Origin of the sequence: Bacteriovorax sp. DB6_IX (assembly GCF_000447775.1) — a bacterium.
Lineage (GTDB): Bacteria > Bdellovibrionota > Bacteriovoracia > Bacteriovoracales > Bacteriovoracaceae > Halobacteriovorax_A.
Genome location: NZ_AUNJ01000146.1, coordinates 1 through 3,265, shown reverse-complemented (window position 1 = coordinate 3,265; position 3,265 = coordinate 1). Strand labels below are relative to the sequence as shown.

At 39.3% G+C, this 3,265-nt stretch carries 4 protein-coding genes and 1 pseudogene; 3 read left to right on the top strand and 2 right to left on the bottom strand.

The window, feature by feature from the left end; all coding sequences use genetic code 11:
- A partial coding sequence (locus M901_RS04440) for a PHB depolymerase family esterase (RefSeq protein ID WP_021276985.1) occupies positions 1–388 on the top strand: 388 nt, incomplete at its 5' end.
- 11 nt (positions 389–399) lie between these two features.
- Here M901_RS04440 and M901_RS04435 read toward each other — a convergent pair.
- A complete protein-coding gene (locus M901_RS04435; protein ID WP_021276987.1) occupies positions 400–1,374 on the bottom strand; it encodes a PHB depolymerase family esterase in 975 nt (324 codons plus the stop codon).
- Entirely contained in the window at positions 1,374–2,021 is a 648-nt protein-coding gene (locus M901_RS04430) for a TetR/AcrR family transcriptional regulator (protein WP_021276984.1), read from the bottom strand. The genes M901_RS04435 and M901_RS04430 overlap by 1 nt, the downstream gene beginning before the upstream one ends.
- Before the next feature lie 162 nt (positions 2,022–2,183).
- On the opposite strand from M901_RS04430, the gene M901_RS04425 reads away from it, so the two are divergent.
- Together M901_RS04425 and M901_RS04420 are read left to right on the top strand one after the other, a co-directional pair.
- Entirely contained in the window at positions 2,184–2,996 is an 813-nt protein-coding gene (locus M901_RS04425) for an alpha/beta fold hydrolase (RefSeq protein ID WP_021276986.1), read from the top strand.
- Positions 2,993–3,265, top strand: a pseudogene (locus M901_RS04420) (hypothetical protein); the annotation flags it as partial. The gene M901_RS04425 and the pseudogene M901_RS04420, both read left to right, overlap by 4 nt.

Here is a 3,265-nt window from a genome sequence, read left to right as displayed (position 1 = left end):
CTCATCAAAGAAGGGAAGGCTCTTAAAAGTTGACCAGTCAAAATACTTCTCAATCACCAAGTTAGAACTTATGCAAAATGAGGCCTATCTCTATATTCCTACTTCTTGTGATAGAGGAGAGAGCTGCTCATTACATGTGGCCTTTCACGGTTGTTCTCAAACTGTTGATCATATTGATGAGCTCTTTGTGACCAAGACTGGAATAATGGAAGCTGCGGATAAGTTAGGATTGGTAATTCTCTTTCCTCAGGCCAAAAAAGCTGAATTTGGGGCCATAAACCCTTATGGATGTTGGGACTGGTGGGGATATTCAGGCAAGCACTATCACCAAAAGAAAGGTCCTCAAGTTCGAATTGTAAAAAAATTAATTGAAGAAATTATGAATTAGAAAATGGTCTCTTAGAGACCATTTTCTTTAAAGAAGTCTAGAATAAATCTTGTGGCATCTGGACCATTTTGATCATTGAACTCATAAGAGTTATCACCACCACTCCAAGCGTGGCCTAGGGTCTCAATCATATATCTCTTAATATATATTTTACCCTTTGATTTCCAAGTTATAAGATCATAAGCATATTTATCATCAGGAGTGAATCTCTGAGTGGTTGATTCTTCTTTTAGTGAACCATCTGCAAGTCCATTGTCTAAGAGATCGTTGAAAACTCTGAGTTGAGTCTCTACTTGGGTCGCGTGGACGGCCTTCATAACGGCACCTCTTGAACCATGAATGATGACAGCTGGAAGTTTCTTCTTTCGAGGAATCATCCCTGAACAAGCATAACCCTTGGCCGCTGCAATATGTGGTGAAAGCTTTGAACCGTTGTAAACGACATCTTCAGCAGTGAATGCATCTTCTGCTGCCTTATACATTGTAGCGTGATGAGTTCCAATGGCCTGGAATTTTTCTGGATAGCAATTGGCGAGAACTGTACTCATCGCGCCACCTGCACTCATTCCAAGAAGAAAGACTTTCTTGTTATCGAAGTTAAACTGCTTCACAACTTTCTTTAGAGAACCCATTATAATTTCGGCCTCTCCCATATGCTTTGATTGATTCACTGGAAAGAACCAATTCCAGCAATTGTATATATTGTAGAGATTTGTTTGTTGAGGGTAGAGAACTGCAAATCCAAGTTTATCGGCCCATTCGTTTAAGCGTGTTCCTCCTGCAAAGACTTCTGGGTTTTGCATACAACCATGGAGGGCAACAATAACTGGTAGTTTATGATTTGATGAGGTTGTCCCGTAATTATGAGGAAGATAGACCTTATAGTCTCTGATTCCCCACATGCTCATGTAGCGGCCTTCAGTCCATGTCCCCGCAAAAGTCTGAAGTGCTGATAAAATTGAAAGAGTTAAGATAAATTGTTTCATTAGCTTTCGTCCCTAATTTTTCTTGTCTCTAGTAGGCTTTTAATAAGCTCTAAGACATTATGTTGCGCTTGTTCGAGTGTTAAATTCTTTGTTGTATAACAATCCTGAATCGCAGAGGATGTCAGGTTTTGGATAATAATACTGAGGCCCTTTGCTTCTGTAGGATCAAAATGGCGATCCTTTTGTTCCATGAGAATATAGTAAAGTCTCTCTTGTCCCTTAAGCTTAACCAAATGGTTTAATTCTAAATAGTCATCATCGACACTACAGAAATAACTAAGAAGAAGAAGCACAGAGACTTGATGAGCATTATCTTTGGCCCAACTAAAACCTGCCTGAACATACTTCTCGACCATTTCATCACTGTTATTTGCCTCTTCAAGCTTATTAATAAGTTCCTGCTGATAAGTCGCAAGGATGAACTTAATGGCCGATTTATAAATATCGTGCTTGTCTGAGAAGTGATAGGCGACATGGGCCCTTCTGGTACCGATCATTTTCGCAATGGCCTCATAAGAGGTTTTCTCAATACCTACAGTTGCCAAACATTCGATGGCCGCCTTAATAATTTCGACTTTTTTGAGATCACCCTTTCTTGGGCGATAGTCAAAGAGATCGTAGAGTATTGGGTCTATATTGCTTTGCATAGAAAATGAACCTATCACATCTTTTGCCACAACACAAAATTATAGTTTAACACATGTATTGATAAAATTGTACGTACGTACAAAAATCTTGACATGTTGTGATGCACGAGAGAAGCTGTTTTCCCTTTGTTAAATAAAATATAGTTTAAATATAGGCTAAGTATGCAAAAATCCGAAGTTTTAGTGAAGAAGAATTGTGAAATACACTACCAGATTCAAGGAGAAGGTACTCCTCTGCTATGTATTTCAGGCTTTGGCTGTTCAAATTATAACTTCGATTTCATCCGTGAGCTCCTCGCAGCGGATTTTCAGTTAGTACTTGTGGACAACAGGGGAATGGGAAAGTCCTCTCCTGTTGTTCATGATTATCAAATTGATGATCTTGCGCAGGATGCCGTAGAAATTATGGATTCACTTGGGCATCAAAAGTTCGCTGTAATGGGAATATCAATGGGTGGCTTTATCGCTCAAAAAATTGCCCTTAATTTCCCTGAGAGGGTAAGCTCTCTTGTTTTGGCCTGTACAACTTCTGGAGGTGAAGACTTTCCGAAGTTAAATAAGCTTGATGAGCAAACAATTCGTCGCTCTTTTAGCTTAGGTGCCAAGGTCTATAATGAATTAGTTTCAAAAGCGACTGTCCATCCAAAAACTCAGCGCGAAAAGCCGGAGTTATTAGAGAGAATAATTGATCTACGCGCTTCTCATATGCCTAAACTAGATCAAGTTTTACTTCAGCAAAGAGCTGTTGATAAGTTTTTAAATGAGACAATGGAGCTTGAGAAAATTTCTTGTCCAACCCTTGTCATCAGTGGCGATGAGGATCGCTTCGTTAATCCTAAGTCGTCGCTAATTTTTGCTGAGAAAATTCCAAATGCAAAAGTTCAATTTATTGAAGAATCTGATCATCACTTCTTCTTAGAAAAACCAAGAGAAACTGCCGATGCAGTTTCACAATACCTAGGATCACAATTATGACAATTAGTTTAAAGAAGGCCGCAGTTTGGCTACCTAAAGGTTATGAAGATTCTGCTCATATTTCACGTGAGTCAGGAATTCCTCAAGATGTCGTTGAAAAGAAAATGGGGATTATTAGAAAGTGTCGTGCAGACAAGGATACACATCCAGGACAGATGGCCGTTAATGCCGCCAAGAAAGTTCTTAAAGATATTGATCCGCTAAGTATTGATCTCATCATTTGGACAGGGTCAGAATTTAAAGAACATCCTGTATGGTCGGCAGGGATC

Coding starts and splice junctions, on each gene's coding strand:
- M901_RS04435 (WP_021276987.1), bottom strand. CDS start 1,374: ATGAAACAATTTATCTTAACTCTTTCAATTTTATCAGCACTTCAGACT.
- M901_RS04430 (WP_021276984.1), bottom strand. CDS start 2,021: ATGCAAAGCAATATAGACCCAATACTCTACGATCTCTTTGACTATCGC.
- M901_RS04425 (WP_021276986.1), top strand. CDS start 2,184: ATGCAAAAATCCGAAGTTTTAGTGAAGAAGAATTGTGAAATACACTAC.